The organism is Brevundimonas sp. GW456-12-10-14-LB3 (assembly GCF_059424365.1).
Map to the genome: position 1 here is coordinate 1 of NZ_JBWKZJ010000031.1, position 23,245 is coordinate 23,245.

Annotated in this window: 23 protein-coding genes and 4 pseudogenes; 11 read left to right on the top strand and 16 right to left on the bottom strand. The window is 68.9% G+C overall.

The features are described 5' to 3' along the window. The first annotated feature begins 245 nt into the window (after window positions 1–245). From AC07XS_RS12055 to AC07XS_RS12070, 4 genes are all read left to right on the top strand, one after another. Complete coding sequence (locus tag AC07XS_RS12055) at window positions 246–1,061, top strand: LytTR family DNA-binding domain-containing protein (RefSeq protein ID WP_152949615.1); 816 nt, start codon at window positions 246–248, stop codon at window positions 1,059–1,061. A 75-nt stretch (window positions 1,062–1,136) separates the two neighbouring features. After that, the gene (gene cysK / locus AC07XS_RS12060; protein WP_054764872.1) at window positions 1,137–2,123 is read left to right on the top strand and encodes a cysteine synthase A; all 987 of its coding nucleotides are present in this window, start codon (window positions 1,137–1,139) and stop codon (window positions 2,121–2,123) included. Window positions 2,124–2,170: 47 nt separating this feature from the next. Then, window positions 2,171–3,391 carry a DUF2336 domain-containing protein gene (locus tag AC07XS_RS12065; RefSeq protein ID WP_152949616.1) on the top strand — a complete coding sequence of 407 codons (1,221 nt, stop codon included), beginning with the start codon at window positions 2,171–2,173 and terminating at the stop codon, window positions 3,389–3,391. Window positions 3,392–3,540: 149 nt separating this feature from the next. Further along, window positions 3,541–3,969 carry a Ros/MucR family transcriptional regulator gene (locus AC07XS_RS12070; protein ID WP_054764874.1) on the top strand — a complete coding sequence of 143 codons (429 nt, stop codon included), beginning with the start codon at window positions 3,541–3,543 and terminating at the stop codon, window positions 3,967–3,969. Window positions 3,970–4,080: 111 nt separating this feature from the next. On the opposite strand, the gene AC07XS_RS12075 is transcribed toward AC07XS_RS12070, so the two are convergent. From AC07XS_RS12075 to AC07XS_RS12105, 7 genes are all read right to left on the bottom strand, one after another. Next, a complete protein-coding gene (locus tag AC07XS_RS12075; protein ID WP_152949617.1) occupies window positions 4,081–5,199 on the bottom strand; it encodes a DUF2336 domain-containing protein in 1,119 nt (372 codons plus the stop codon). Then, on the bottom strand, window positions 5,196–6,080 hold the full coding sequence (locus tag AC07XS_RS12080; protein ID WP_182714597.1) for a hypothetical protein: 885 nt from the start codon (window positions 6,078–6,080) through the stop codon (window positions 5,196–5,198). The genes AC07XS_RS12075 and AC07XS_RS12080 overlap by 4 nt, the downstream gene beginning before the upstream one ends. A gap of 59 nt (window positions 6,081–6,139) precedes the next feature. Beyond that, the gene (locus AC07XS_RS12085; RefSeq protein WP_054764877.1) at window positions 6,140–6,910 is read right to left on the bottom strand and encodes an ABC transporter permease; all 771 of its coding nucleotides are present in this window, start codon (window positions 6,908–6,910) and stop codon (window positions 6,140–6,142) included. Next, window positions 6,907–7,677, bottom strand: coding sequence for an ABC transporter ATP-binding protein (locus tag AC07XS_RS12090; protein WP_182714596.1), 771 nt, complete (start codon window positions 7,675–7,677; stop codon window positions 6,907–6,909). The genes AC07XS_RS12085 and AC07XS_RS12090 overlap by 4 nt, the downstream gene beginning before the upstream one ends. Continuing rightward, window positions 7,670–8,713, bottom strand: coding sequence for an ABC transporter substrate-binding protein (locus tag AC07XS_RS12095; protein ID WP_182714595.1), 1,044 nt, complete (start codon window positions 8,711–8,713; stop codon window positions 7,670–7,672). The genes AC07XS_RS12090 and AC07XS_RS12095 overlap by 8 nt, the downstream gene beginning before the upstream one ends. Window positions 8,714–9,343: 630 nt before the next feature. After that, window positions 9,344–10,324 carry a sensor histidine kinase gene (locus AC07XS_RS12100; RefSeq protein ID WP_054764880.1) on the bottom strand — a complete coding sequence of 327 codons (981 nt, stop codon included), beginning with the start codon at window positions 10,322–10,324 and terminating at the stop codon, window positions 9,344–9,346. A 96-nt stretch (window positions 10,325–10,420) separates the two neighbouring features. Next, window positions 10,421–11,395, bottom strand: coding sequence for an alpha/beta hydrolase (locus AC07XS_RS12105; RefSeq protein WP_182714594.1), 975 nt, complete (start codon window positions 11,393–11,395; stop codon window positions 10,421–10,423). A gap of 92 nt (window positions 11,396–11,487) precedes the next feature. On the opposite strand from AC07XS_RS12105, the gene AC07XS_RS12110 reads away from it, so the two are divergent. After that, entirely contained in the window at window positions 11,488–11,670 is a 183-nt protein-coding gene (locus AC07XS_RS12110) for a hypothetical protein (protein ID WP_182714593.1), read from the top strand. Here the strand turns inward: AC07XS_RS12110 and AC07XS_RS12115 are convergent. From AC07XS_RS12115 to AC07XS_RS12125, 3 genes and pseudogenes are all read right to left on the bottom strand, one after another. Beyond that, a complete protein-coding gene (locus tag AC07XS_RS12115; RefSeq protein ID WP_054764882.1) occupies window positions 11,667–12,476 on the bottom strand; it encodes a hypothetical protein in 810 nt (269 codons plus the stop codon). The genes AC07XS_RS12110 and AC07XS_RS12115 overlap by 4 nt on opposite strands. Then, the gene (locus AC07XS_RS12120; RefSeq protein WP_287397872.1) at window positions 12,473–12,682 is read right to left on the bottom strand and encodes a hypothetical protein; all 210 of its coding nucleotides are present in this window, start codon (window positions 12,680–12,682) and stop codon (window positions 12,473–12,475) included. Before AC07XS_RS12120 ends, AC07XS_RS12115 begins: the two co-directional genes overlap by 4 nt. Window positions 12,683–12,749: 67 nt before the next feature. Next, window positions 12,750–14,792, bottom strand: a pseudogene (locus AC07XS_RS12125) (ABC-F family ATP-binding cassette domain-containing protein); the annotation flags it as partial. Window positions 14,793–14,875: 83 nt separating this feature from the next. On the opposite strand from AC07XS_RS12125, the gene AC07XS_RS12130 reads away from it, so the two are divergent. The 4 genes from AC07XS_RS12130 to AC07XS_RS12145 all read left to right on the top strand — a co-directional run bounded on the left by AC07XS_RS12130 (window position 14,876) and on the right by AC07XS_RS12145 (window position 17,436). Beyond that, entirely contained in the window at window positions 14,876–15,454 is a 579-nt protein-coding gene (locus AC07XS_RS12130) for a TetR family transcriptional regulator (RefSeq protein ID WP_182714590.1), read from the top strand. Continuing rightward, window positions 15,451–15,789, top strand: coding sequence for a DMT family transporter (locus AC07XS_RS12135; protein WP_054764885.1), 339 nt, complete (start codon window positions 15,451–15,453; stop codon window positions 15,787–15,789). The genes AC07XS_RS12130 and AC07XS_RS12135 overlap by 4 nt, the downstream gene beginning before the upstream one ends. Before the next feature lie 100 nt (window positions 15,790–15,889). After that, window positions 15,890–16,936 (top strand): methyl-accepting chemotaxis protein, encoded by a 1,047-nt coding sequence (locus AC07XS_RS12140; protein ID WP_182714589.1) that lies wholly within the window; start codon window positions 15,890–15,892, stop codon window positions 16,934–16,936. Window positions 16,937–16,968: 32 nt separating this feature from the next. Then, entirely contained in the window at window positions 16,969–17,436 is a 468-nt protein-coding gene (locus AC07XS_RS12145; RefSeq protein ID WP_182714588.1) for a YcgN family cysteine cluster protein, read from the top strand. 46 nt (window positions 17,437–17,482) lie between these two features. On the opposite strand, the pseudogene AC07XS_RS12150 reads toward AC07XS_RS12145, so the two are convergent. From AC07XS_RS12150 to AC07XS_RS12170, 5 genes and pseudogenes are all read right to left on the bottom strand, one after another. Then, window positions 17,483–17,626 (bottom strand): annotated as a pseudogene (locus AC07XS_RS12150) (transposase); the annotation flags it as partial. A gap of 169 nt (window positions 17,627–17,795) precedes the next feature. Beyond that, window positions 17,796–17,924, bottom strand: a pseudogene (locus tag AC07XS_RS12155) (hypothetical protein); the annotation flags it as partial. After that, window positions 17,890–18,000 (bottom strand): annotated as a pseudogene (locus AC07XS_RS12160) (transposase); the annotation flags it as partial. The pseudogenes AC07XS_RS12160 and AC07XS_RS12155, both read right to left, overlap by 35 nt. An 85-nt stretch (window positions 18,001–18,085) precedes the next feature. Further along, entirely contained in the window at window positions 18,086–20,341 is a 2,256-nt protein-coding gene (locus AC07XS_RS12165) for an outer membrane beta-barrel family protein (RefSeq protein WP_182714586.1), read from the bottom strand. A 117-nt stretch (window positions 20,342–20,458) separates the two neighbouring features. After that, entirely contained in the window at window positions 20,459–20,860 is a 402-nt protein-coding gene (locus AC07XS_RS12170) for an IS5 family transposase (RefSeq protein ID WP_152949624.1), read from the bottom strand. Between the two features lie 357 nt (window positions 20,861–21,217). On the opposite strand from AC07XS_RS12170, the gene AC07XS_RS12175 reads away from it, so the two are divergent. Then, window positions 21,218–21,646 (top strand): hypothetical protein, encoded by a 429-nt coding sequence (locus AC07XS_RS12175; RefSeq protein ID WP_152949625.1) that lies wholly within the window; start codon window positions 21,218–21,220, stop codon window positions 21,644–21,646. Further along, on the top strand, window positions 21,573–22,787 hold the full coding sequence (locus AC07XS_RS12180; RefSeq protein WP_321208099.1) for a DNA-packaging protein: 1,215 nt from the start codon (window positions 21,573–21,575) through the stop codon (window positions 22,785–22,787). The genes AC07XS_RS12175 and AC07XS_RS12180 overlap by 74 nt, the downstream gene beginning before the upstream one ends. A 106-nt stretch (window positions 22,788–22,893) precedes the next feature. Here the strand turns inward: AC07XS_RS12180 and AC07XS_RS12185 are convergent, their stop codons facing one another. After that, a complete protein-coding gene (locus tag AC07XS_RS12185; RefSeq protein WP_182714585.1) occupies window positions 22,894–23,166 on the bottom strand; it encodes a type II toxin-antitoxin system Phd/YefM family antitoxin in 273 nt (90 codons plus the stop codon). Between the last annotated feature and the right edge of the window lie 79 nt (window positions 23,167–23,245).

Consider the following 23,245-nt stretch of genomic DNA (forward strand, 5'->3'; position numbering starts at 1 on the left):
GGCGTCGGGGGCTGTGGGACCGGGGGCGTCGGCTGGACCTGAAGGGTCAGGGCGGCGGTCAGGAGGGCGGCGGTCAGGAGCATGTCGGAGCCTCGTTTGCGGCGGTTGCGGTCCGCCTTCTGACCGGGGGCGAGGGCGGTCCGCATCCGGCTTTGCGCCAATGGGCGAACGGGTTCGCCGCCGGGCGAACGGGCGCAGGCGGTCGGCCGATTCCGCAAAGGCCGTTCCGGGGTTAGAACAGACGGATGAAGATCGGGGATTCGCGAACGGACGTCTGGCGGGCGGCGCGGCTGGGGCTGGGCGTCGCCACGGCCCTGGGCGTGCTGCTGGGCCTGATCGGCCCGTTCGGCTCCTATATGAACGGACCCGCGCCGGTGCGGATCGTCTATTGGACCGCCAGCCTGTGGGCGGGCTGGCTTCTGTTCGGCCTGGCCCTGCCCCTGACCGCGCGCTGGGCGTTCAGGCGAGGTCTTTCGCCCTGGCTGTGGGCGCCGCTGGCGGTCGCCGGCCTGGCGGCGCCGATGACCCTGATCAGCCGGGGACTGGCGCGCCTCGTCTGGGGCCGCACCTTCGAGGTCGGGCTGTTGGAATGGTATGGGCAAAGCCTGATCGTCGGGGCCGTGGCGACGGGCGCGATCCTGTGGCTGCTGGCCCGGCGGCCGATCCGAGACCAGGAGGTCCGGCGGGAGTCCGGCCCGGCGCCCGCCTCGACCGATCCCCGCGACCGCCTGCCCGCCCGCCTGGGGCGCGAGGTTCTGTGCCTGCAGATGGAGGACCATTATGTCCGCCTCCACACCCCGCTGGGTTCGGAACTGGTGCTGATGTCCCTGTCCCAGGCCATGGCAGGCCTGGCGGATCTGGACGGGCGTCAGACCCACCGGTCCTGGTGGGTGGCGACGGCCGCCGTGGTCGGGGTGGTGGAGGACGGCCGCAATCTGGTCCTGAAGCTGAAGGGCGGCCTGACGGCCCCGGTCTCACGCGCCCGCGTCGCCCCCTTGCGGGCCGAGGGCTGGCTGGCGGCGCCGGAACTGAGCGCGGGCAAGAGAAATCATCGCCTCTGACCCCTTGCGGATCGGACGCGCCGTCTATCTGTTACGCATCCTGAACGACCCGTCCCCTACCCCGGAGCCCGCCCCATGTCCGACTTCCACTATGATGCGTCCCGTCACGTGAAGAAGGGCCGGGGCAAGGTCTATGACACCATCGTCGACACCATCGGCGACACCCCCCTGGTGCGGCTGCCGCGCCTGTCGGCCGAGCTGGCGCCGGTCGAAGGGGCGACGGTCCTGGCCAAGCTGGAGTTCTTCAACCCGATCGCGTCTGTGAAGGACCGGATCGGCGTGGCCATGGTCGAGGCGCTGGAGGCGGCGGGCAAGATCACGCCCGAGACCGTCCTGATCGAACCGACCAGCGGCAACACCGGCATCGCCCTGGCCTTCGTCGCCGCCGCCAAGGGGCTGAAGCTGATCCTGTGCATGCCCGAGAGCATGTCGATCGAACGGCGCAAGATGCTGGCCCTGCTGGGCGCCCAGCTGGAGCTGACCCCGGCTGAAAAGGGGATGAAGGGCGCCATCGCCCGGGCCGAGGAGCTGCTGGCCTCCACGCCCGGCGCCGTCAGCCCGTCCCAGTTCGAAAACCTGGCCAATCCCGCCATCCACCGCGCCACCACGGCCGAGGAGATCTGGAACGACACCGACGGGGCGGTGGATGTGGTGGTCGCCGGCGTCGGCACCGGCGGCACCATTTCGGGCGTGGGCCAGGCCCTGAAGGCCAAGAAGCCCTCGATCCGCATGATCGCGGTCGAGCCCGAGGCCTCGCCCGTCCTGTCCGGCGGCGCGCCGGGCCCGCACAAGATCCAGGGCATCGGCGCCGGCTTCGTCCCGGCCATCTATGATCCGTCGGTGGTGGACGGGGTGGAGCAGGTGTCGAACGACGAGGCCTTCGACATGGCCCGCAAGGCGGCCCGGCTGGAGGGAATTCCGGTCGGCATCAGCTCGGGCGCGGCCCTGGTCGCCGCCTTCCGTCTGGCGGCCCGGCCCGAGAGCGCGGGCCAGACCATCGTGGTGGTCATCCCCTCCTTCGCCGAACGCTATCTGTCGACCGCCCTGTTCGAAGGCCTGTGAGGATCGGCGATACTTCGGCTTAACCCGCCAGGTTTTAGGGTGGCGCCATGAGCCAGCCGCCAACCTTGATCGAGGAAGAGGAGGCCGGGCCGCCGCCGTTGAGGGCGCGCCGGGCCCTGCTGAAACGGCTGGCCGACGTGGTCTCCCTGCCCGCCAGCCGGATCAACGCCTTCGAACGGTCGGTGGTCGGGGACCTGCTGGTCGACATGCTGCGCCTCGCCTCGCCGGAGGAGCGTCGCCGGGTGGCGGGGCGGCTGGCCGCCCTGGCCGAACTGCCCGACGCCCTGGCCCGGCTGCTGCTGCGCGACGAGATCGAGATCGCCCAGGTGCTGATCGAACAGTGCGCCGCCCTCAGCGACGCCGACCTCGTCGCCTGCGCCCGCGACGCGGGTTCCGAGCACCGGCGCGTCATGGCCGCGCGGCGCGGCCTGTCGGAGATCGTCTGCGAGACCCTGGTCGGTTTCGGCGAGCCGGAGGTGATCGAGACCTTGCTGCGCAACTCGACCGCCCGCCTGTCCCAGGCCGGGATCGAGACGGTGGTGGCCCTCAGCCGGACCCACCCGGGCCTGTGCGGCGGCCTGCTGAAACGGCCGGAGCTGCGGCCGTCGGGGGCCTATGTGATGTTCTGGTGGTGCGGCGCCGATGATCGGCGCACCATCCTCCAGCGCTTCGGCGTCTCGCGCGACGTCATGCAGGAGGTCGCTGAGGACGTCTTTCCCATGGCGGCGAGCGAGGGCTGGGCCGATCCGGTCGCGCGCAAGGCCCTGCAGTTCATCGAACGGCGCCAGCGCAACCGCGCCGCTATCGAAAAGAGCCCCTTCGACAGTCTGGAACAGGCGGTCGCCACGGCCGCCCGCGACGGCCTGTCGCGCGAGATCGCCAGTGAAATCGCCTATCTGTCCGGGATCAAACCCCTGACGGGGGCCAAGATCCTGGGCGACGCGGGGGGCGAACCCCTGGCCATATTGTGTAAGGCGACCGGTCTGTCCAAGACCGACGTCCACAACTTGTGGAGATCCATGCGTCGCCCCGAGGTTCAGCCTGACGGCTCGGTTCATCCCGACTGGGAGAGGGTTCAGATCACCTATGACCTGCTGGCGGTTGATCGGGCCCAGACGGTATTGCGTTACTGGAACTGGTCGCTGTCATCGGCCCTTACGCCGGCTCTGTTGCAGGCTATTCGCGCCGGGGATGATGAACAGGTCGATGAATATTCAGCCCCGGAACGAGCGGCGATGCTGGCCTTGGCCGAAGACTTCGGCCGCTGATCCCTGTCAGCTTTCCGCGAAGCTTTTCCGCCGAAAATCGGCGTTTCCTTCTGCGATTGCTTTTGCCGACCAATAACTCTATGAGACTGGTGTGAAAACGCGGCTGGCGTTTCAGTCGAGTTGAATAGAATCAGAAAGCGACGCAAGGCATGGAAGAAAAGCCCGAACTGCTCGAGATGACCGCCGACATCGTATCGGCCTATGTCGGCAACAACACCGTCACGGCTGAGGCCCTTCCGGCGTTGATCGCTAATATTCACGCCGCCTTGTCGGGTGTTTCGAGCGGTCCGGTCGAGGCCGAGCCGGAACCCAAGGAACCGGCGGTGCCGATTCGCAAGTCGATCAACCCCGATTTCCTGATCTGCCTGGAAGACGGCCGCAAGTTCAAGTCGCTGAAGCGCCATCTGCGCACCAAATACGACATGAGCCCGGAAGAATACCGCGCCAAGTGGAACCTGCCGAAGGATTATCCCATGGTCGCGCCGAACTACGCCAAGGCGCGTTCCGAACTGGCCAAGCAGATGGGCCTGGGCCAGGGCGGCCGTAAGCCGGCCCGCGCGCCGCGCGCCAAGAAGTAAGCCCGGACTGATCGGTATAGAACGCCCGCCTCCTTCCAGAGGCGGGCGTTTTTGTTTGGACGAGGCGCATCTCTCCCTCCCGGCAGGGAAAGGGAGAGCGACCTGTCGGAATCAGGCCGCCTGGGCGACGCGGCGCATGCGCCAGAAGCGCAGGGTGCGCCCGGCGGCCTCCGTGGTCAGTTCGCCGTACATCCGGCCATAGGCGGCGGCCTTGCCCATCGGGTTGGAATCCGCGCCCAGCAGCGACACCGCATAGGTCAGGAAGATGGCCCGGTCGATGTCGGCCGCCTTGCAGACCACGGCCAGGGCGTCCAGGTCGCGGCGATCGACGATGCCGCGCGCGGTGTGGAAGTCGATGTCGGCCAGGCGCGACAGGGCGACCAGGAAAGGGGTCCGGCCCTTGGACCGCAGGAAACGGATCAGCACCTGGGGCGTCAGCTGGCCGGCTGCATGCAGTTCTTCGACATAGGCCTGGCTCTCGGCGTAGTCGGGGGGCAGGGCGCCGTCGCTGGTGGCGACGCGGGTGCGCCCGGCCGCCAGGGCCGCCTCCAGCAGGGCCGGGTCCAGGCTGGCGTTCTGCTCCAGGATCTGGTGGCGCAGCCGGGCCTCCACGACGAAATACATTTCGTTCAGCAGGTCGATCGGCAGGCCCTTGCGCTCGACTGCGGGGGCGTGAAGCGCCGGATTGACCTTGGCCCGCTCGACCGCCGTCTCGGAGGCGGCGCGCGACAGCCGGGCGCCGTCGTTGCGCAACAGGGCGCCCAGGGTGTGGTCGTCGCCGCGCGCCACGATGATTTCGGACACCGCCTCGGGCACCTCGACCCGGCCGGATACGGCCCGCAGATGGTCCTGGCCGTGTTTGGAGACCACGCCGATCAGATCGGCGTCGGTCAGGACGGTGGAGCCGCGCAGCACCGGCTCGGCCACCTCGATCGCATCATGGGCCAGCCGTTTGATCAGGCTGTGGGGCGCATCGGGCGCGACGGCGAACCGCGCGGCCAGCTCGGCCCGAACCGCGACCTCCATGTCTTCGCACAGGGTTTCCAGCACGGCGCCGTAGAGGTCGGTCTCGGCCGCGCTGTGCTCGACGTCGCCGAAGAACTGGTCGGTCAGTTCGCGCAGCAGCAGGCGGCGCTTCTCGCTGGACGCCTCTTCCGCAAGGGCGATCAGCTGGGGCAGGCGCGAGGCCTTGATCGCCTCGGCGTCTTCGGGGGGCAGGGCTTCGCTCATGAGCGTTCGTCCACGGCGTCGGACCCGCCCGCCGACGGCGGGGCGGCTCGCACCGAGCCGTCGCGATTGCGGATCAAGGCCGGCGGGCCGTCGGGCTGAGCCAGGTCCGCCGAGGACGGCGTCTGGCTCATCTCGACCGGCAGGGCGTCCAGATAGACCGGTTGCGCCTGGGGGATGGGGTCAGGACGATGACCCGCCTGGCGATGGACGGAATAGAAGCGGGCCCCCTGGGGAGCGGCCGAGGGGACAGAGGCGAGCGGCGACGCCTCGGCCTGAACGGCGGCCGTCTGAACCGGCGGCGTCGCGGCCGGGGCGGCGGCGGCCATGCTTGTCTGCGTCAGGCGGAAGATCGGGGCGTCGCGGCGAGGCGCCATGGGATCGCCGGGGGCGTCGGCCTGGGGCGCCGGTTGGGGCGCGTTCTGGGGGGCCGGCGCGGTCCGGTCCGCAGCGGCCTGGACGACTGGGGCCTGGACGACTGGGGCCCGGACGATTGGGGCTTGAACAGGTTCCGGCTGCGCAGAAGCGACTTGAACGGGAGCGGGCTGGGGCGTCGTCGCCTCATAGGGGCGGGGCTGCGACACCGGCTGGGACGCGACGGCGGGCGAGAGCCAGTCGCTGGCGGGGGTCAGGCCCCGCCGGGCAGCGACGGCCGTGGAGGCTGGGGCGTCCAGCCGGGCCAGGGGAAGCGCGGCAAGAGTCGCGCGCGGAGCGGTCGTCTGAGCGGACGAGGCGCGGGCGTCGGGGCCGCGGGCGACCGGCGGCTTGCCGGGCCAGGACAGATAGCGCAGCCCCTCGGACGTCGTGGCGACCTGGGCCGCAGCCGCGCCCGCGCCCATAAGGGCCGCGAACAGGACGCTGGACAGGAGCAGGACAGGGCGCAAGAGACGGCCTCGGGCGAATGACATCGGGCAAGCCTAGGCGGCCATCGCTTAATCCGCCGCTAACGGCGGACCCGGATTCGCACCGTCACGATTCGCTCGACCAATCCCACGGCCGCGTTCAGCGCCAGGCCCAGCAGGGTCAGGCACAGAACCCCGGCCAGCATTTCGGCGGTTCTCAGCCGGTTTCCCGCCTCCAGTAGCCGCCAAGCCAAGCCTTGCGTCGCGCCCGAGCCCGAGACGAACTCGGCCACCACGGCGCCGATGACAGCGAGGCCCGCCGCGACCCGCAAACCTTCCAGCGCAAAGGGCAGGGCCGAGGGCAGGCGCAGCCGCCACAGCCGCTGCAGGGGCGTGGCGCCATAGAGGTCGAACAGCCGCTCCAGATCCGGATCGGCCGACTTCAGCCCCGTCAGGACGCCCGAGAACAGGGGAAAGAAGGCGACCAGGGCGGCCAGGGCGACCACCGCCCGGTCGGCGTGGTCCAGCCCGGCCCAGATCAGGACCAGGGGGGCGACGGCCACCACCGGCGTGACCTGAAGCGCCACCGCCAGGGGCCGCACCGCCCGCTCGGCCGAGGCGTGCAGCGACACCATAAGCGCCAGGCCGCCCCCGACCAAGCCCGCGACGATCAGGGCCTGGACCGCCATGACGAAGGTGATCCAGGCGGAGGCGGCCAGACGCGGCCCCGCCTCGATCAGGGCGGCGGCCACGGCGCTGGGCGGCGGCAGGAAATAGGGCGGCAGGTCCAGAAGACGGCAGGCCCCCTCCCAGGCCGCCAGCAGGACGACGCCCAGCAGCAGGGGCGGGATCAGCTCGGCCGACCGCCTCACGCCGCAGTCTCCGCCGTCTGAGACGTCATCGCCGCCTCCAGGGCCTCGGCCGTCGTCTCCACGGCCTGACGATAGGCGGGATCGGCGCGCCAGCGGACGGGGCGCGGCGGGGCGCCCGGCGTGGGCAGATCGGCGACGGGCCGGCCGGTCGCCGCCTCCAGCACCACGATCCGCTGCGCCAGATAGACGGCCTCCTCGACGTCATGGGTGACGAAGACGACGGCGGGGCGGGGGTCGGCCGCAGCCCACAGGGCGTGCAGATCCTCGATCAGACGGCGGCGGGTGACGCTGTCCAGGGCGGCGAAGGGCTCGTCCAGCAGCAGAAGCTCGGGCCCCGTCACCAGGGCGCGGGCCAGGGCGACGCGCATGGCCATGCCGCCCGACAGTTCCGACGGCCGGGCGTCCAGCCGGTCGCCCAGACCGACGGCGCCCAGGGCGGCGGCCGCCCGTCCGCGCGCCTCAGCGCGGGGTCGTCCCGCCAGCTCCAGCGGCAGGGCGACATTGGCCCGGGCGTCGGACCAGGGCGTCAGGGTCGGGCTCTGGAAGACGAAGCCGGTGCGGCCCGGTCCGACGGCGCGCGCGACGGTTCCGGCGCTGGGCGACTGGAGCCCGGCCAGCAGGCGCAAGGTCGTGGACTTGCCTGCGCCCGAGGCGCCGACCAGGGCCACGATCTCGCCCCGCGCCACGGTCAGGTCCAGCGGCCCCAGCGGCGCGCGCCCGGCCAGATCGACCGACGCCCCCCGCAGGGCGGCGATGGGCTCAGCCACGGCCCGGCAGATAGTTGTCGGTGAAGGCCTCGCGCCAGTTCAGGCCCGGATCGAAGACGCCCGCCTGACTGGTCACGTCGAAGAAGGCCTGCCAGCGGTCGGGCGTCATGGCGCCCAGGCCGTAGAGGGCCGCGTCGCCCCCGTCGACGATGGCGTTGTCGCGCAGCTTCTGCCGGGCCTGGTCCAGGATGGCCTGGGTCATCTCCGGATTGTCCTTGCGGATCAGGGCGTCGCCCGGCGCCGGGTCGCCCCGCAGATAGTCGCGCCACCCCTCCGCCGAGGCGGCGATGAAGCTGCGCAGGGCCGCCGCATTGTCCCGCGCGAAGGCGTTGGGGGCCAGGACCATGGCGGCGTAGGAGGGATAGCCCTCGTCGGCCAGCAGGAAGACCTTGGGCTCGAAACCCGCCTCCTGTTCGATGGTGTAGGGTTCGCTGGTCAGATAGCCCTGCTGCACCGCCCGCTCGTCGGCCAAGAAGGGCGCCAGGTTGAAGGTGTATTTGCGCACCTGGTCGTCGGTGAAGCCGTATTTGGCTTTCAGCCAGACCCAGAAGGCGTTGATCGAGGCGTCGGCCAGCAGGAAGGGCCGGCCCTTCAGGTCGGCGATGGTCTCAAGCGCCGGATCGGGGTGGGCGATCAGGACCTGGGGGTCCTTCTGGAAGAAGGCGGCGACGGCCTTAACGGGCGCCCCGGCCGCGACCAGATTCATCGGGATGAAGCTGTTGGACCCCATGCCCAGTTCGACGGCGCCCGAGGCCAGCAGCTGGGGCACGTTCACGCCCGGTCCGCCCTGGACGATCTGGACGTTCAGCCCGCGCTTCTCATAGGCGCCGGTCGCCAGGGCCTGATAGAAGCCGCCCTGTTCGGCCTGGGCGCGCCAGTCGGTGGCGAAGCGCAGCCGCACCCGGCCCTGTTCGTCCACCGGCGCCTCGGACCGGCCGCAGCCCCTCAGGCCCAGGGCCGCCCCCGCGACCACGGCCGCCCCGCCCGCGAGCAGGGCGCGGCGACGGCTCAGCAGGCGATTCCCACGCTGGATCATGGCCCTGCTTTACGAGGGGAAGGCGGCCTTGGGAAGGCGGGGGAGCGATGAAGCCGTATCCGACGGCGGCGACCGCGCAGCGTCCCAATTGAGCGAGGGGACGAAGCGTGCGGGGGAGCCCGTGTGCTTCGTCCCCTCGCCAAGTCCGGGTTGGACTTGGCCGGGCGGGTTCGGACCTCGGCCTGGGCGTCGTCGGGGCGGGAGCCCGCGAAGACGGTCGGCTGTATCCTGTCGCGCTCAGGGTCTCAGGCGTCCCGCGGATTGCGTCCGCGTCGTCCGTCGATCCCGATCCGGTTCTCCCTGCGTCCGCCGGTCTTGAAAGACCGTCGAAGGCCGGAAGCCTGGATCCCGCCTGACGCCCGTTACGATCCTGAAGATCGCCCGTTACGCCGGGTCGGAGAGCCGGGCCGGTCCGCTTGAAGCCGGGGTCTCCCCCGATTTCCGCGCCGCCGTGTCCCTCGGCCTGTTGACGTTCTCGCGAAAGCCGGTATGAGGCAAGCGCCCGAACTCGCCCCGATGTGCATGACCGGCCCGGCGGCGGTGGACAAGCCTGTGAATATCGGTGGACGGATCAAATTCGCTTTTGCGGATCAGGGCTTTGCGCTGTCCACAGAAACGGCGGCCGGTCGATCAGTGATCGGCGGGACGCGGATAGGTCAGGCGGCACAGGGCGCCGGGCGCGCCGTCGACCAGACTGAACCGACCGCGCAGCTGTTCGGCCAGGCCCAGGACGATCCGCAGGCCCAGGCTGCGGCTCTGGCCGGGGTCGAAGGCCGGCGGCGGGCCGGCGCCGTCGTCGCGCACCTCCAGCCGGCGTTCGCCGTCCACCTCGTACAGACGGATGTCAATCCGGCCGGGGCGCCCGGGGAAGGCGTGCTCCAGGGCGTTGTTGACGCATTCCAGCAGGATCAGAGCGACCGGCGTCGCCTCTTCCGCCGTCAGGGCGTGGCAGGCGCGCTCGACCTCGATCGTCACATCCGTGCGGCCCGTGGCCTCCAGGGCGTCGGCGACGAGGCGGCGGGCCAGGTCGTCGAAGGGGGCGGCGGCGCCGTCGGCGTCCAACAGGCTGCGCTGCACCTTGGCGATCAGGGCCGTGCGGGCCGCAGCCTCCGACAGGACGCGCCGGGCCGTCTCGTCCCGGGTCATGCCGGCCTCAAGCCGCAGCAGGCTGGAGACCACCTGGATGTTGTTGGACACCCGGTGCTGGACCTCCTTCAGCAACAGGTCGCGGCTCTCGGCCAGGGCGGCGTTGCGCGCCACCTCGCGCTTCAGACTGTCGGTCGCCGCATTCATGCCGACGATGAAGAAGATGTCGACCGCCACCACGAAGACGTAGAAGGCCAGGGCCAGGCCGGTCGCTGCGCTCCAGTCGAACCCCGGCGCCCCGATCCAGAACCACCAGGCGCTGAGGCCCGACAGGACGGCGGTCAGAACCGCCGGCCCCAGTCCGCAGAAATAGGCGATCACCACCACGGCCGGGAAGAAGGTCAGATAGGGGAAGCCCGGCGGGAACCAGTCGGCCAGGGCCATGCGCACACCCAGCGCGGTCAGCCAGGCGCAGACCGCCAGGCCGTAGCCATAGAGGGGACGGCGAAACAGGACCGGGTTCAAAGCCTCACTTCTCCCCGATTCCCGCGTCCGGATCGCGCGGTGGTGACGCTTCGTGAGGTAAGGGAAATCCCTAAGTCCCACAATCGGGAATTTTCCTTATGACTTCAGGTGTCTGTTGAGCCAGTGGCGGACGGCCGCCCGCGCCCCGCGCGCGGCCGGGCCGCCGAAATGCAGGAAGCCGTGCGGCGCCTCGGGCACGCGGATCAGATCGGCCTCGGCCGCCTCGCCCCAGCGGGTCGCCATCAGAAGACTGTCTTCGAACAGGGGGTCGTATTCGCCCGCCAGGAACAGGGCCGGCGGCAGGCCGGTCAGGTCGGCGTAGAGGGGCGAGACGTCGGGGCGGCGCAAGGCTTCCTCGTCGCGGTCGGGCGCCAGCCGCGCCAGATCCGCCTGCATGGTCGGGCCGTTGAACAGCAGGGTCTCGGGCCCGGCCGAACGGACGCCCTCGGTTCCCGACAGGTCGAAGACGCCATAGGTGAAGACGCAGCCCCGGACCTTGTCGATCAGCCCCTGGTCGCGCAGGGCGAGGGCGGTCAGGGCCGCCAGATGGCCGCCAGCGGATTCCCCCGTCAGGAAGACGGTCGCGGCGCCCAGATCGTCGACATGGGTCACGGTCCAGTGGGCGGCGGCCAGGCAGTCGGCGATGGCGGCGTCGATATAGACGCCGCGCCGTTCGGACAGCAGGCGGTAATCGACCGAGACGACACAGAAGCCGTGGCGCGCCAGATGGGCGTTCAGCCGGTCGTTCAGCCCGGCGCTGCCCAGAACCCAGCCGCCCCCGTGAATGTCCAGGACCACGGCGCGGGGCGGACCTTCGGGCCGCAGGATGCGCAAGGGAACGGGCGTCTCGCCGTCGGTCTGGCGGTTTTCGACGGTGACGCCGCGCTTGCGCAGGCGGGGAACGGTGACGGCCCCGGCGGCCGCGTCCAACCACAGGGACAGGCGCTGGCCCGCCTCGATCCGCCAGGGGTCGGTCCGCAGACGCGGGGCGCGGGCCAGGACGGCGTTGATCCGCCGCACCGCCGCCTGCTGGGCCGGGGGAAAGTCGACGACATGGGTGGAAAGGGTCATGAGGCTGGAGTGGGTAAGGGCGGCTTTGGTTTCAAGGGCGGAGGTTTCGGAAGGTCTCGTCAGCCGAAAGAAACCCGGCTAACGTCCGCCCCATGAAGAAGCTCACCCCCTTCGGCGTTCTGCTGATCTTCGGCCTGATCGGCCTGCTCACCGACAAGTTCGGCCTGTGGTTCGCCTTCGGCCTGGTCGCCTTCATCGTGGTCGGGGTGATGCAGAACCGGGTCCAGGGCAAGACGCCGCCCCAGGATCAGGACGGCGGACCTGCGCAGGGCTAGACGACCGTTCCGTCCGCCGGACGAGGACTGGGCTTGCGCTGAAAGACGACCTGAAGCGCCACATTCTTGATCTGCGACCGTTCGATCAGCAGCAGGGGAATGGGCGCCGCACGAGCCATCACCCTGTGACTGAGGCTGGTCTTTGTGGGCTCCAGCCGGAAGGCTTGGCAGTTCTTCAGGGTCAGGGCGACGATCTGCTTGTCGGTGTCGAGAGACAGGCTCGCGACCTCGCCCTCATAGCCGACCCAGCCGTTCTCGGTCTCCATGTCGGTCACGACATAGGCGGCCAGATGCTTGTCGTAGGCGGCTTCTGGACTGAGCTGAACCAGGGTCGAAGCCCAGCCGCCGTACAGAAATCGGAACAGGGGGACCGCAGGCTGGGGCGGCTCAAGCCGAGCCCGAGCGATGCTGGTCCGCTCCGCGCCGCCGATCGCCCATCGCATGACCAGATAGGCGCCGATCGAAAGGACCAGGAGGACGAACAGCAGCGACCAGACCTCAAGGCCGAGGAAGGGGTCGGTCTTGGGCGGGGCGGCCAGGAAATAGGCGTAAGGATTGGGGTTCCACGGCGGACGCAAGGCCGGAAGGGAGTAGGCGACGCCGTCCCCCAGGACGAAGACGAAGGCCGCCGCCGCATGGGCCGTCAGGGCGCCGAAGATGACGATGGACAGGGCGGTGAAGGAGTTGGGGGCAGGTGGGGCCGGCGCCACCACCTTGCCGCCGCCCGAGGTGTAGAGGGCGGCGAACACCGCCAGACCTGGAGCCAGGATGAACAGCGCCCAGGCGACCCCGAGCGTGACGGTCAAACGGCGCGCGCCGGGGTCTTGGCCGGAGTCTGGGCGGGCGCCTCGGCCCGAGCGGTGGTCGCGACAGACGGCGGCGCGGGCAGGATGACGACGCCGTCGTCGCGACGCTCGCCCTTGGCGATGGCGGCCGACCAGCTGCCGTACTGTTCGACGATCCTGCGACCGGCGCGCAGGGTCTCTTCAGAAGCGATCTGCATCGTCGACATGGAGTCTCCTTCAGGGCTTCACCCTAGCATGAGATTGGGTTTGGCGCATCCGATTCAAGGGCGCCCCTCAGCCAGCCAGGGCCGCCTTCTTCTCTTCCAGTTCCAGCCATTCCATCTCGGCAGCTTCCAGCTCGGCGCGGGCCTTTTCGGCGGCCTTCATGGCGGCGTCGAAGGCCTTGGGGTCGCGGGCGTAGAGGTCAGGGTCCGACAGGGCGGCGTCGTGGCGGGCGATGGTCGCGGGCAGGGTTTCGATCAGCTTTTCCAGCTCTTCCAGACGGCGGGCGTCCTTGTAGGAGAGTTTGGCGGTCTTCTTTTGAGGGGCGGGGACGGCCCGAGCCCCCTCCACCGCCTTCGGCGGTCCCCCTCCCCCAACGGGGGGAGGATTAAGAAATCCCGGATTCTGGCGCAGGAAGTCGGTCCAGCCGCCGGGGGTCTCGACGATGTCGCCGCGGCCGTTCAGGGCCAGGGTCGAGGTCGCCAGCCGGTCGATGAAATCGCGGTCGTGGGAGACCAGGATCAGGGTGCCGTCATAGCCCTCCAGCAGCTCTTCGAGCTTGTCGAGCGTGTCCATGTCCAGATCGTTGGTCGGCTCGTCGAGGACCAGCAGATTGGCGGGCTTGGCCAGGGCGCGGGCCAGGAGGAGGCGGTTGCGCTCGCCGCCCGACAGGGTCGAGATTGGCTGACGCAGCTGGGCCTCGGAGAAGAGGAACTCCTTGGCGTAGGCGGCGACGTGTTTCGACACGCCGCGCACGAGGATACTGTCGCCGCCGCCGGGCGTCAGGGCGTCCCACAGGGTCATGTCCGACTTCAGCCCCTCGCGCGACTGGTCCAGATAGACGGGCTCCAGATTGGCGCCCAGGCGGACCGTGCCTTCGTCGGGCGCCAGTTCGCCCAGCAAGGTCTTGACCAGGGTGGTCTTGCCCGCGCCGTTGGGGCCGACGATGCCCAGGCGGTCCCCGCGCATGATGCGGGTGGTCAGGTTTTTGAACAGGGTGCGGCGGGCAGGAAGTGGCGAGTGGCGAGTGGCGAGTGGCGAGAGCGACGGGTCCTGCTCGGCGGTCGGGGCGGCGGAGCCGTCGCTCGCCACGCGCGACTCGCCACTCGCCACTGTGTCGAACCCCTTCGACACCCCCTTGATCTCGGCGACCAGCTTGCCCGAGGTCGCGCCGGAATCGACGCCCAGGGACAGTTCGCGCGGGACGTCCTTCATCTTCTCGGCCCGTTCGGCGCGCATGGCCTGGAGGGCGCGGGCGCGGCCCTCGTTGCGGCTGCGGCGGGCGGTGATGGAGCGGTAGAAGGTCTCGGTCTCGCGCTCGATGGTCTTGGTCAGGCGACGCAGGGATTCCGCCTCCTCCTCCAGGGTCTTGGCGGCCCAGTCGTCGAACTCGACGAAGCCCTTGTTCAGGGTGCGGACCCGGCGGCCCTCCAGCCAGTGGACGGTGTCGGTGACCCGGTTCAGGAAGGCGCGGTCGTGGCTGACGACCAGAAGGGCGAACCGGGCCGAGATCAGCTCGTTTTCCAGAAGCTCGATGGCCAGGATGTCGAGGTGGTTGGTCGGCTCGTCCAGCAGGAGCAGATCGGGCTCCTCGGCGAAGGCCTTGGCGAGCGCCGCCCGGCGGGTTTCGCCGCCCGACAGCCCTTGGGTGGACTTGGCCGGGTCCAGGCCGAAGGTGGTCAGCAAGGCCTCGGCGGTCCAGGGCTCGGCCTCGCCGGAGGAGGCGTAGTCCAGGAGAGTCCAGGCGCCAGTGCTAGTGCTAGTGAGCAAGAGGTGAGCGTCGCCGCTGACGCCTCGCCCGCTGACGCCTCGCTCACTAGCACCATCACTAGCACCAGAACCCGCACGGCCGACCCAACCCGCCGGCGGAGACAGGTCGGGCTCCTGCGGCACATAGGCGAAACGGGTGGCGGACTGGACCGAACGGTCGCCGCTGTCGGGCTCGATCAGCCCCATGACCACCTTCATCAGGGTGGACTTGCCCGCCCCGTTGCGGCCCACCAGGGCGGCGCGGCTGCGGGGTTCGACCGCCAGATCGACGCCGTCGAACAGGGGGCGGGGGCCGTCCTGAAGGCGGACGTCCTTGAGTGCGACGAGTGGGGGTCTGGCTGCCATCGGCGGCCATATAGAGGAGGGGAGGGCGAACCGCCACGACCTTTGACGGTTGACGCCTACCGTCCGGTTGGTATGTAGCGCTTATGGACACGCTTACCCGCCGCCGCGCGCCCGACGAAACCCGCGCCGAAATCATCGAAAAGGCCCTGGAGGTCGCCGCCGAACTGGGGGCGGCGGGTTTCACCCTGGACGCAGTGGCGGCGCGGACCCGCGTCAGCAAGGGGGCGTTGCTGCACCATTTTCCCAGCAAGACCGCGCTTCTGGAGGGGATGGTCGACCATCTGGGGGCCATGCATGTCGAGAGCGTTCTGGCCGAGGCGGCGCGCGATCCCGAACCCTACGGCCGCAACGCCCGCGCCTATCTGAGGGCCACGGTCAATGAACCCTTCACCCCCCAGGACGTCAGCATCGGGCGGGTGGTTCTGGCCGCCTTTGCGATCGAACCCAACCTGGTGCTGCGCTGGAACGCCTGGATGGAGCGGATCAAGACAGACGATCCCGATGATCCGGTCGGCGCCGACGACGCCCTGATGCTGCGGCTGATCGCCGACGGCCTGTGGATGTCGGACCTGTTCGGCCTGCATCAGGTCTCGGACGAGCAGCGCAAGGCCCTGCTGTCCCTGCTGACGCCGGGGCATACGATCACGGCCAACGAGCCGTGAGCCCCGTCACCTGGGCCGCCCTCCTGGCCGCCATCGCCTGCGAGGTGGCGGGGACCAGCCTGCTTCAGGCCTCGCAGCAGTTCACCCGGCCCTGGCCGACGGCGGGGACGGCGGTCTGCTACGGCCTGGCCTTCTATCTGCTGTCGGTGGCCCTGAAGCAGATGCCGGTGGGGATCGCCTATGCGATCTGGAGCGGCCTGGGGGTGGTGGCGATCTCGGTGATCGGGGCCGTGGCCTTCCGCCAGAGGCTGGACGCGCCCGCGATGCTCGGCCTGGCCCTGATCGTCGGCGGGGTGGTGGTGATCCAGTTGTTTTCCAAGAGCATGGCTCACTGAGCCGTGGTTATCTGGCGTTAAGTTTTATCGTCCTAGCCTTCGCGCTTGCCTCGGTTCGCCCGCCTCCCCTTGTGGCGCGCCGGGCGGGACGGGGGTCTCCATGAGTGAAGCGGACGCGGGCGTCAGGCCCGAGCGTATTCTCGAACTGTCCGAGCGGCTGAACGCCGTGGCGGGCGAGAAGATCGGCGAGATCGCCTCGGTCAATCGGGCCTCCAAGATGCTGGTGGTCAACGCCCAGGTGGTGGCCGCCCGCAGCGGCGAGGCCGGGCGCAGCTTCATGGTGGTGGCCGAGGAGTTCAAGCGCATCTCGGGCCAGATCGACGACATCGCCGGCGCCCTGGAGCAGCAGGTGCGGGGCGACCTGAGCGAGCTGTCGGCCATCGGCGGGGCGATCCTGGGCCAGCTGCGGGGCCAGAGGCTGGCGGACCTGGCGCTGAACGCCATCGAGATCATCGACCGGAACCTTTACGAACGGACCTGCGACGTGCGCTGGTGGGCGACCGACAGCGCCGTGGTGGATTGCGTCGCCCAGCCGGACGCCGCCAAGGCCGAACACGCCAGCCGCCGGTTGAAGGTCATTTTGGACGCCTACACCGTCTATCTGGACCTGTGGATTTGCGACAGGAACGGGACCATCGTCGCCAACGGCCGGCCCGACCGCTATCCGGTCCGGGGGCGGTCGGCGCGGGAGATGACCTGGTTCCGCGACGCCCTGGCGACCCGATCGGGCGAGGATTTCGCCGTGGCGGACGTCGCCCGGCTGGAGGCGTTGAACGGGGCGCCGACGGCGACCTACGCCACCGCCATCCGCCAGGGCGGCCTGGCGAACGGGGCGGTGATCGGGGTTCTGGGCGTCCATTTCGACTGGCAGGCCCAGGCCCAGACGGTGGTGGACGGGGTGCGGTTGACGCCCGACGAAAAGGCCCGGACGCGGGTGCTGCTGCTGGACCAGACGCACCGGGTGCTGGCGGCCTCGGACGGGGTCGGGGTGCTGAACGAGACGGTCAAGCTGGACGTCGCGGGCGGCGCCATGGGCAGTTACGCCAAGGGGGGGCGCACGGTCGGCTACGCCCGCACGCCGGGCTATGAGACCTATCAGGGCCTGGGGTGGTATGGATGCCTGGTTCAGGACGCGGCCGCCATCTGATGGCCGCATCCGTCGATTAGGCGCCCCGTCCGATGATGCCCGCTTCCCCCCGACCCTATTGGGAAACCAAGACCCTGGCCGAGATGACCCCGGCCGAGTGGGAGGGGCTGTGCGACGGCTGCGGCCTGTGCTGCGTCATCCGGTTCGAGGACGAGGACTCGGGCGAGGTGATCCCGACGCGGGTCCACTGCAAGCTGTTCGATCCGAACGCCTGCGCCTGTTCGGACTATGCGAACCGCAAGGCCCATGTGCCGGACTGCATCAAGCTGACGCCGCACAATATCGAGGCGCTGGAGTGGATGCCCCTGTCCTGCGCCTATCGCCGGCTGCACGAGGGGCGGCCGCTGGCGGCCTGGCATCCGCTGGTCTCGGGCGATCCCGAGACGGTGCATACGGCCGGGGTTTCGGTCCGGGGACAGACGATCTCGGAACTGGCCCTGGCCGAGCCGGAAGACGCCCTGGACTTCGAGGCGCCCGAATGGATGGTCGAGCGGGGGTGACGGTGGCGACGCCTCTGGCTTCCAGGTCGGCCAGGATGAAGTCGGCGTCGTAGCCCTTGTCGGCGAGCAGGACGCAAGGGTCGGGACCGGGTTGGTCCATCACCGGCGCATAGCCCTTCACATCCGAGATCTGACCGCCGCTCAGACAAACCGCGACAGGGAGGCCCTGAGCGTTGCAGCGGAGATGGATCTTGGTCGAGAAGCCACCGCGCGAGCGGCCAAGACCCTAGTCCTGATCCGATGGCTTTGAGCGCGCCGGCGGCGTGCTGATGGGCGCGGATGATGGTGGAATCGATCATCTGGACGCTGGCGCGACCTTCGCCGGTCGCGTTCAACGCCTCCAACATCACGTCCCAGAGCCCTGCCTGCGTCCACCGCCTGAACTGAAGATAGACCGAGTTCCAGGCGCCGAAATGGCTGTGTAGATCCCTCCAGGCCGCCCCCCGTACGGGCGATCCAGAACACGCCGTCCAGAACCAGCCGATGATCCCGTGGCCGCCGACCCCGCCTCGGTCCCGTCTCGATCACGAACGGCTCGAAGAAGGCCCATTCCTCGTCCGTCATCAAACCCCGAACCAACGCCGCTCTCCGCAAGAACAGCCTTGAATCAGCAATCAGAGAATTTGGGAATCCACTTTGTCCGCACCGCCTAGTTGCCGTAGTCGAAGCGATCCTCCAGGCTGCCGGTGCGCCTCCCGAAGGCGTAGGACAGGGAGAGCGTGAAGCGTCTGGCGTCGTAGCGGCGGTCGATGTCCTGATCGAAGGTTTCGCCGCGCACCCTCTCTCGTCTTGGGGCGCTGTCGAAGAGGTCTGACACCGTGGCCGTGAGAAAGAGGCTGTCGGCGAGTTTTCGTCGGTAGCCGAGGTTGACGACACTGAACGCCTCGCGTCGTCTTTGCTGGCTCAGATCTTCACCGAGCTGAACGGCGTTTATCTGAACGAAATCGTGGTCGGTGATCTTCCAGTTGACGTTGGCTTGAGACGAGGGCGTCCAAGCACTGCGGCGGTAAGAGCCTGCCCCCTCCGCGCCGCTGACCTCATTCCAAGCAAACCGGCCGGTCAACTTGTAGGTGATCGTCGATCCGACCGAGCCGCTCGCCACAAGCTCTAGGCCGGCTGTTCGAAACTCGCCGATGTTGGCGCGCCGGTCGAGGATCGCACCGTCGGCCCGCAAAGTGCTGAGCGTGCCGATCCGGTTCGACGTGGAACGATAGTAGCCGGTGGCTAAATAGTTGCGTCCTGAAGCTTCATGTTCAAGCTCCAGTTCATAGGCGCTGGTCTTTTCGGGCTTCAGATCACGTCGGCCGCTGAAATAGGACAAGGGGCCAGAATATTTAACGGTCTCGTCGAGATCATTCGCTCTTAGACGATCGACTCGTCTCGTAAAGCTGCCGCCGATGATCCAATCCTGAGCGACCGTGTAGCGAATATGGCCCGTCGGATAAATCTCGAAATCACGTGTGCGCTGAGCGTTCCCGCCTTGTCGCGTCACCCAGTCGGCGACTTCCAGCCGAACGCCCGGTAGAACCTCCAGTTCGCCAAATCGAGTTTTGTAGGTTGTGTAGAGGGCGGCGACGCTGCGATCGTAGCGAAACGGATTGTCTCTTGCGCCACTGGCGGCTCCAGGCGCCTGACCCTCGGCGTAGCCTACGTCGGCCTCCTGCCGCTCCAGATCGGACCCGACGATCAGTTCCCCGCCCGGCCTGGCCTCGATCTTGTATTCCGCCTTAAACGTCACCGTTTGCAGCTCGAGCGAACGAAGGGTGGCCTGTCGCCGGTTCCTGGTGGGCTCGTCCCAATAGTCGATGACGTCGTCCTGGGCTTCGTCCTCGGTCTGACGAGACACGCGCAGGCGAGCCAAAGCATAGCTGTCCGTCCCCGAAAGCGTACGCTTCAGCATCAAGCCGCCGGAGACCAAGTCGGCGTCGCTGCGCCCATGGCTGGTGCTCTCAAAGGCCGGTTCGGCGCCGCTCGTCCGGGCGGACGAGTCGAAGACCGCGCGGCGGTCCTGGCGCTGGTCCAGGCCGAAATAGTCCAGATCGAGCGTGAGCTTGCTCTTGGGGTCAAGCTGCCATCCCACGGTCGATGACGCATTGCTTTCCGTCTTGCGAAGCTGCGTCCGGCTCTCAAGACGGTCTTGATCGATCGCGTCGGCGGGCTGGATGAAGCGCCGGGTCGTAGTGTCGTCGATCACAAGGGGAATTCGTCTGGCGCCGGCGGACCCATTGAACGACAGCGGTCCATGATTGGCCGAGTGGCTGACGCTGAAGTTCCCTGCGCTGCGACTGCCGCCGCCGACAGTGATATTGGTCGTCGGCTGCGACTGTCCGTCCTTCCGGGAAATCAGATTGATGATTCCCGCCTGACCCTCCGGGCTGAACGCCGCCGAAGGATTGGTCATGACCTCGACCCGGCTGAACTGCGCGGCACGTAGCTGTTGAACCCCCGCCGCCTGATTGGCTCCGTTGACCTGAGGCGCAGGCTCCCCGTCAATCAGAATCGTGACCCCCGACGCCCCCCGCAATTTGACGGAGCCGTCGGGATCGACGCTGACGGAAGGCACGCCGCTCAGGACGTCGGCGAGCGAACCGGATTGATACTGAAGATCGTTCTTTATGTCGTAGCTGCGACGATCGACCGAGCCCCTGACCCGCGCATTGCCCACCACTGTCACGGTCTCGACCTCGGTCGGGCCTTGGCTCTGCGGTCCCGCCGGCGGGGCGCCAGGGGCCGCCTGAGTGGCAGCCAAGACAGAGGAGCCCGGCGCAGACAGCGCAACGACCGATGCGCCTATCCGCGCCGCCGCTGAAAGATCGATCCACCTTGGATGGCGGCAGGGCGTCTCGAACCCCGTCGCGCGGTTGCGGATTCTTTGAAAATGACGGCGCGTGCGATGGAACGTCAAGCCTGCCCCCCTGACGATAATCTCTCGTCAAACAACCTAGACGCAACACGCCTTGCGAACGAATTAGCGTTTGTTAATTCTAAATTCTATTCTAGACGGTGTGGAAAAGTGTCTGATTCATAGGCGGATTGAAGCGACGAGGACGAAGCCGAGGAAGCTGTCTGCGGTCTTGTCGTATCGAGTGGCCAGTCTGCGGTTGTGTTTCAGCTTCGAGAAGCATCGCTCGACGTGGTTCCTCAGGCCATAGATATGGCCGTCGATGACGGGCTGGACCTTGCGGTTCCGCCTGGCGGGGATGACGGTGGCGACGTCTCTGGCTTCCAGGTCGGCCAGGATGAAGTCGGCGTCGTAGCCCTTGTCGGCGAGCAGGACGCAAGGGTCGGGACCGGGTTGGTCAATCACCGGCGCATAGCCCTTCACATCCGAGGCCTGACCGCCGCTCAGACAAACCGCGACGGGGAGGCCCTGAGCGTTGCAGCGGAGATGGATCTCAGTCGAGACAGGTCGTCTCCAGAGCATCAAAGCATCAGGGGTTCCGTACTCTGCGGCTTGCCTCCAGCAGTTGAAACGGCACCTATAGCCCCCAGATTGGGCGCGTCCCCGCTCTGTTCAGGCATCGGGCTTTGAGACCACTCCGCTTGACGGCGTGGCGGGCTTCAGGAGGCGATGACAAGCTGCTGAAGCCGTCGAATTCCGGGGCGCATCCTTATGGGTGCGCCCTTTGTCATTTTTGGGCCTACCGCGCTTGGAGCCGTTGTCGGATGCATGGCTTCAAGCCGTAGGGCGACGCTGCTTGAAATCCCGTTCTTCCAAACCATTACGCCTTTCCAAGCGCGAACTTCCGGCCTGGGGACGCTGGTGCGCTAGGGTTTGGGCATGACGGGAGAAAGCGAAGAGAGCGAGGCGGGCGGCGACTGGCTGGCGCCGCTGTTCGAGCAGTTGAAGGGGGCGGTTCAGCGCGCCGCCGCCGTGCTGGCCAAGGACGATCCCGAGGAAAAGGCGGATGCGGAGACGCTGGCGCGGCGCGCCGGCGTGGTGGCGCGCGCCGCCCTGGCGGTCGATGCGATCCGCCGCCGCATGGAGGCTGAGCGCAGGGCCGAAAAAGACAGCGAAGAGGACGAAATGGGTGGGCGAACCGACAGACCCGAGGAGGACGAGCGGCTGCGACGCCGGCTCACCCTCCATTCCGAGCGTTTGGACCGCATTCTGGAGACGAAAGGCGCCCGACCAAATGGACGCGCGCGAACTGAGGCGGATGGTGCGGGCGACGGGGCTGCATCCTCACCAATGCCCGCCCCTGGATGAGCCCTGGCGGACCTGGCTGCTGCTGGGCGGGCGCGGGTCGGGAAAGACCTTCGCCGGGGCGGTGTGGATGGATGTGGCGGCGCGGTTCAGGCCCGGCGCGGTCATCGCCCTGGTCGGTCCGGCCCTGCACGACGTGCGCGAGGTGATGGTCGAGGGGGAGGCGGGCATCAAGGCCCTGGCCGAGCCGGGCGACCGGCCCCGCTGGGAGGCCGGACGGCGAAGGCTGGTGTGGGCCAACGGCTCGACCGCCTACGCCTTTTCCGCCGAGGACCCGGACAGTCTGCGCGGACCCCAGTTCCACGCCGCCTGGGCCGATGAGTTCTGCACCTGGCGCAAGCCCGAGGCGGTCCTGTCGAACCTGAGGTTCGGCCTGCGGCTGGGGCCCGATCCCCGGCTGGCGGTGACGACCACGCCCCGGCCCATTCCGGCCCTGCGCCGGCTGATGGCCGAGGCGGGGACGGTGACGGACCGGGCGGCGACGGCGGACAACGCAGAGAACCTGTCGCCGGGCTATGTCGACCATCTGACCGACCTTTACGGCGGGACGCGGCTGGCGGCCCAGGAGCTGGAGGGACAGGTGGTGGAGGGCGAAGGCGCCCTGTTCCGCATCGCGGATCTGAAACAGGCGCGGGGAAGCCGGCCGGCCGAGCTGGACCGGGTGATCGTGGCGGTCGATCCGCCCGCCAGCGCCCACGGCGACGCCTGCGGCATAGTGGTGGTGGGACGGCGCGAACGGCGGGCCTTCGTCCTGGCCGACCGGACGGTGCGGGGCCTGTCGCCCGGCGGCTGGGCCGCCGCCGTCTGTCGCGCCGCGCGGGATTTCGACGCCCAGGAGGTGGCGGCCGAGGCCAATCAGGGCGGGGAGATGGTGCGAAGCGTCCTGGGCCAGGCGGACTGTCCGGCCCCGGTCGCCCTGGTCCACGCCCGCCGCTCCAAGGCCGCCCGGGCCGAGCCGGTGGCCCTGTTGTACGAACAGGGGCGGGTCGTCCACTGTGGCGACTTTCCCGCCCTGGAGGAGGAGATGCTGGCCCTGGGCTGCGAGGGCGGACCCAGCCCCGACCGGGCCGACGCCCTGGTCTGGGGCGTGTCGCGGCTGATGCTGGAGCCGCAGGGCGAGGGGCCGTGGATCAGAAGACTATGACGCCGGAGGTTTGGGGATATTGGGCTGCGGCCCGCGCCAGGGCGGTGTCGGCGCTGATCAAGGGAACGCCCAGGAGCAGGGCCTGAGTGTCGAGCAGGACCGCCATTCAGCGGTAGAAATGATCTTCGTCTTCCGAACGGGCGAGACGCTCCATCTCGGGGTCCGGCTGAAGGAAGAGAGTCGCTTCTTCATCCGTCAGCGGACCGAGGTGGGCCAGGGCGCCAAATCGGAACCGAGGCTGTTCGACGACCCCTGCGGCGCGGATGACGGCGACGGCGTGGCCGTCGCGGGACAGGACGATTTCCTCGCCCTGTTCGGCCTGGGCGGCGAGTTCGGCCAGGGTGGCCTGAGACCGGGCGATGTCGACGTGGATCGTCATAGGCCGAGACTAGCACGGGCGGGGCGGAGGCGAAACGGCGGCGCCGAGCGCCGGCCGCCGCCTCCGCTGCGGCGAGACA

Bases quoted from the DNA above. Each gene is read 5' to 3' on its own strand.
- AC07XS_RS12185 (WP_182714585.1), bottom strand. From the start codon at position 23,166: ATGACGATCCACGTCGACATCGCCCGGTCTCAGGCCACCCTGGCCGAA.
- AC07XS_RS12065 (WP_152949616.1), top strand. From the start codon at position 2,171: ATGAGCCAGCCGCCAACCTTGATCGAGGAAGAGGAGGCCGGGCCGCCG.
- AC07XS_RS12180 (WP_321208099.1), top strand. From the start codon at position 21,573: ATGGACGCGCGCGAACTGAGGCGGATGGTGCGGGCGACGGGGCTGCAT.
- cysK (WP_054764872.1), top strand. From the start codon at position 1,137: ATGTCCGACTTCCACTATGATGCGTCCCGTCACGTGAAGAAGGGCCGG.
- AC07XS_RS12110 (WP_182714593.1), top strand. From the start codon at position 11,488: ATGAAGAAGCTCACCCCCTTCGGCGTTCTGCTGATCTTCGGCCTGATC.
- AC07XS_RS12140 (WP_182714589.1), top strand. From the start codon at position 15,890: ATGAGTGAAGCGGACGCGGGCGTCAGGCCCGAGCGTATTCTCGAACTG.
- AC07XS_RS12170 (WP_152949624.1), bottom strand. From the start codon at position 20,860: ATGCTCTGGAGACGACCTGTCTCGACTGAGATCCATCTCCGCTGCAAC.
- AC07XS_RS12070 (WP_054764874.1), top strand. From the start codon at position 3,541: ATGGAAGAAAAGCCCGAACTGCTCGAGATGACCGCCGACATCGTATCG.
- AC07XS_RS12055 (WP_152949615.1), top strand. From the start codon at position 246: ATGAAGATCGGGGATTCGCGAACGGACGTCTGGCGGGCGGCGCGGCTG.
- AC07XS_RS12130 (WP_182714590.1), top strand. From the start codon at position 14,876: ATGGACACGCTTACCCGCCGCCGCGCGCCCGACGAAACCCGCGCCGAA.
- AC07XS_RS12095 (WP_182714595.1), bottom strand. From the start codon at position 8,713: ATGATCCAGCGTGGGAATCGCCTGCTGAGCCGTCGCCGCGCCCTGCTC.
- AC07XS_RS12105 (WP_182714594.1), bottom strand. From the start codon at position 11,395: ATGACCCTTTCCACCCATGTCGTCGACTTTCCCCCGGCCCAGCAGGCG.
- AC07XS_RS12120 (WP_287397872.1), bottom strand. From the start codon at position 12,682: ATGTCGACGATGCAGATCGCTTCTGAAGAGACCCTGCGCGCCGGTCGC.
- AC07XS_RS12175 (WP_152949625.1), top strand. From the start codon at position 21,218: ATGACGGGAGAAAGCGAAGAGAGCGAGGCGGGCGGCGACTGGCTGGCG.
- AC07XS_RS12145 (WP_182714588.1), top strand. From the start codon at position 16,969: ATGATGCCCGCTTCCCCCCGACCCTATTGGGAAACCAAGACCCTGGCC.
- AC07XS_RS12075 (WP_152949617.1), bottom strand. From the start codon at position 5,199: ATGAGCGAAGCCCTGCCCCCCGAAGACGCCGAGGCGATCAAGGCCTCG.